4 protein-coding genes are annotated in these 4,066 nt (G+C 53.0%); all 4 read left to right on the top strand.

Going from position 1 to position 4,066, the window contains the following annotated elements:
• The coding region (locus KQ940_RS22525; protein ID WP_217416896.1) for a hypothetical protein at positions 1-2,040 on the top strand (2,040 nt) is incomplete at its 5' end.
• A gap of 1 nt (position 2,041) precedes the next feature.
• Entirely contained in the window at positions 2,042-2,311 is a 270-nt protein-coding gene (locus KQ940_RS22530) for a hypothetical protein (RefSeq protein WP_217416897.1), read from the top strand.
• 409 nt (positions 2,312-2,720) lie between these two features.
• The gene (locus KQ940_RS22535) at positions 2,721-3,128 is read left to right on the top strand and encodes a hypothetical protein (RefSeq protein WP_217416898.1); all 408 of its coding nucleotides are present in this window, start codon (positions 2,721-2,723) and stop codon (positions 3,126-3,128) included.
• A 546-nt stretch (positions 3,129-3,674) separates the two neighbouring features.
• Positions 3,675-4,066: hypothetical protein (locus KQ940_RS22540; RefSeq protein ID WP_217416899.1), on the top strand; the 392-nt coding region annotated here is incomplete at its 3' end.

The raw sequence follows: 4,066 nt of genomic DNA on the forward strand, positions 1-4,066 counted from the left end.
GCATCGGTTGTATCCCAAGGCATCCTGATCGGCCTGGGTTACCAGGACGAGTTCAGTTGGAAACAGGTGGCGGCCGACGCGGTAAGTGCTGCTTTTACGGCTGGGGCTAGTGCGGCCCTGGGCGCGGCAGGTCAGACTGCGGCCAAGGTCGGCAGTACAGCGAAATATGCCAAGGTATCCGTTGCGGCACTAAGAGTCGCCAGTGCTGCCAGCAAGCAGTTGATCCTCAACGGCAAGATCACCAGTTGGACCAGCCTGGCAGCCGCCGGTATCGGTGGAGCTCTGGATGTGGCGAAAGTGCAAGCGTCAAGCGATTTCATTGATGCCGGTGGTGCAGCCGCCCTGGCTTCAGGGTCTCAAGAAGCATTGAACGCAGCGGAAGCTCTGCAGACATTGAGTACATACCAAACAGCGCTGCAGTATGCGACGCCCTGGGTCCAACTGGCGGAGACCTCCATCCGTAACGACGGGGATCTTCAGCCGAGTGATTGGGTTGCAGCGGTCGGTGGCACCTTGAGTACCGCACTCACCTCAGGATTGGGTGTCAACGAAATCGCGAACCCGATCCAGCGACACTTGGCAAAACAGGGCCTGAATGCCGCTATCGGTGGTGCCATGAGCCTGTACGACAAGGATGCGGCACTGAACTGGATGCAGAATGAAGTGGCACAGGATTTCGGCAGCTTCCTGGCAGATTATGCCTTGTATAGCGATCGCCAAACGCAACGGCAGGCATCTGAGCAGGCGCTGACGGCCAGCCAACGGAAAGCTGAAAATGAACGGAATGATGGACTTGACTGGACAACGGATCCCAACCAGCGCATTGCAAACGTAAACGATCTCGATCCGAGGCTCCAGGCCTCACTGACAGGCGACAACCTGGCGATGCAGCTGGGCGGTCGTCTGGATGCGCTGCCCGATAATTACGAAGCGATCATCGCGGCCAATGGTGGAAGTCTGCCGGCGGAGTGGGTTGGCGAGGCCGGAGCTGTATCTTATCCTGTAGACTACTTACCACAGGTGGACGGTACTGATCCTCTGGCTGGTGAAATAAATCTCGATTACGCATTATCACAAATAGACTTCGGGGAGCAGTTCTATAATCCACAAGTAGGGCAAAATCCGAAAGAAGATCTGAGTAACCCTGGAACTTATCTACGGGTAATAGGTGATATTACACTGGATGCTGTGTCTGAAGGCTTTAGCGATGCCATATCGGCGTTCGGTAAAGGATTTGTTACTTTTGCCAAAGATCTCCAGGCCGGTGAGAGGACCGGCGCCGAGCTGAAGTCTTTACTTGACTTCTATGATAGTCGTACTGAGAGTGCTGCTCAGTTTAAAACTGAACTTTCAAATAGTCCGTTCACCCAGATGTTAGGTGAAGGCGTATACCGGCTCGATGAGGCTCTGGACTTAAGTGAGGAGACAAAGGCATACTTAGGGGCTGCTGCTGTTGGTCTTCCGTTGGCCGGTAAGGTTGGTAAGGTCGGGCAGTTTGTTCCAGACAAGGCTTTAGTTTCTCCTGCAGAGGTAAACTGGAATACTTCGAGAGCTTTAGGTTTAGAAATAGGTGACCCAAGAGATTATGTTGTTGGTAACCAAATATTTGAATCTTTACGGCAAGCAGGGGTGTCCCCAGATAGGGCTTTGCGTATGTCTAGGGATATGCTCGAATCTGGTGTTGATTTGCCTTCTACGGTATCACTACAGAAAGGCGAACGGCTATTTAAACTTGTTCCAACAGGATCACCACCAAGTGGTACCACCCCATATTTTGTAACAGGGGATGTGTTGGAGCGTTTGCCTAATAGTCCTCAAGCTATTGGTGAAATGCTCGGATTACCACAAGTTCCAGATAGTTTTGAATTGTATTCAATAACGGCGAAAAGCGATATTGATGTTTTCCAAAGCCAGATTGCAAAGTTTTCAGTTAACAATGGAGAATATTTGAGAAACGGTGGTGAGATTCAAACATTAGTGACAAGACGTGATTTGTTTACAGAAGCTCAATCTTTAAATCGTTTTATAACGGGGCAATAAAGTGTCAGAAGATAAACTTAACAGGCTAAAATCTGAGGCAGTATCGCTAGAACAGCTTCTGAAACAAGAGGCTGCTTCTAGTGAAAATGCTGCTTTAGCGTTGAAGGAACTTGAAGGCATATTTAACCAAGTAAAGTCTATGGATAGTTATGCTATATTAGGTCGCATAAGGCTGGATCGTTTGTTTATTGAAGGCGATTTGGCAAATAATGTACAGTTAGCTGATTGCTATAGTAGGTTTGCAAACCTGGCCGAGGGGCTTGAGGTGTAGTTCCAAACAATAGCGTGATTGATGGATTGTGTCCCGTAAAATGTAAAAATGGATTCCGCCTACCAAAAACCGGGTGTCCCGTCCGGATGTCCGGCAACAGCTATCCGGGTATTTTTGAGGTGCTTTTTCGATGAAATCTGCTGAAAAAGCACCGTCGCTGTTCGAGATAGGGCCAAAAATCCGATGATTTTCAGCGCACCGCCACCGATTTTGGCTCAAAGTGCCCGCCAACTGGCAGTTAGGCCGAGCCAAACCCCGGACACCGTCTCTGTCTCGGCAGGCACTCGGGGATGGCTATCGGTGCAGATAATATCCCAGACTCCTTCCTTGCATGTTCACGTAAACGAACCATGCCAAGACATGACAGAGTGGCGTAACCCGGCCAAATATCACTTGTGGGGCAACGACCATGACGATCCCGAAAATCATCAAAAAACTGCTTGGCATTCACGTCACCGGTTACCCGGTCAACCGGGGCGTATTGCGATTGCACCCCAAACAACCCTTTATCGAATGGTTGGCGAAGGAAAGCCAATGCAGCCTCGAAGAGGCCGAAAGACTCGCATGGGAAGACCGCACCGCCTTCCTGTTGCCAATGTCCTGGGACATCAAACCCGAGAAAGAGGTCGTCGGTGCCGTGTATCGCTACCTGTTCGAAACCACCCTGCAAGAATGGGTTCTGGACAAACGCCGTTGGCCCCATCCGAGAAGCCGTCAGTTGTTCAATCAGTGGTTCGATATCCACTGGAGCGATAAGACCATTGATCTCAGCCGTGAACCACTGGCATCGGATCCGGAACCCTATGAGCCCATGTAGCCGGTACCGCATTCACCGAAAACCGATACAACGCCCTTGATGGCCTGATCGCCGCCACCGACGGCCAGCAGGTGACCTGTACCAGACTTTACGGTGCCTTCGGCTGGAAGGAGAGGATCAACTCAGGTTGTTCTGGATATAGATAGACAGACGTAACGCAGTAAAACGGCCGGTACCAACACCGGTTGGCTCTTTAACAACTTGAATAGGTCAATAGGCGTGGGCGGATGACTGCCCGCGCCGGTTGACTACAACCTATTAGCAGCTTGACTGTCCGCCTCCTGGCAGCGCACCGATATTGCCGACGGTGCCAGTGGCAACGCCAGTGTCGAAGGCGTAGACAGCGGCCTGGGTTACAGTACCTACAGCCTGGCGTTCGGCAGCGATAGTAGCCCGCTGGAAGCGGGCACCTACACCGTCACCCTGACCGGCGTCGGTGAGAGCGACGACATTGCGCTGGATACCTTCGAGATCGTTGTCGGCAACGGCGCTGTCACCATCGAGCGAGGCGTAAGCTGGACCATTCCCGCTGTCGGTGACGATCAGGTGGTCATTGTCGACGGCCAGCGGGTAGACGCCAGCCGCAGCGGCGAGTCCGGTGATCGCCTGCTAGTGGATGCCAATCCGGCCGCCATCGGCAGCGTCGACTACAGCGCGTTCTACGGCAGCGCCTTTGCCGATGAGCACAGCACCAGCCTGACATCGACCGAACAGTTCAATACCGATAACAGCACCACCCCGCCGACGGTCACCAGCCTCGGCTTCGATATCGATATCGCAACCACCCTCAGTACCGCCGAGAGCGCCAATATTACCGGCGATCTTCACCTGGCCTGGCGTGACGCCGGCAGCGGCACCGAGTTCACCAACGACATCGTACTGAGCGCCGCAGGCGATACCTACTCCACCACCCTGGCACAGCTGCCGGCCGGCGAGTA

It is taken from the genome of Marinobacterium ramblicola (assembly GCF_019084545.1).
Lineage (GTDB): Bacteria > Pseudomonadota > Gammaproteobacteria > Pseudomonadales > Balneatricaceae > Marinobacterium_D > Marinobacterium_D ramblicola.

Bases quoted from the DNA above. Each gene is read 5' to 3' on its own strand.
- KQ940_RS22535 (WP_217416898.1), top strand. From the start codon at position 2,721: ATGACGATCCCGAAAATCATCAAAAAACTGCTTGGCATTCACGTCACC.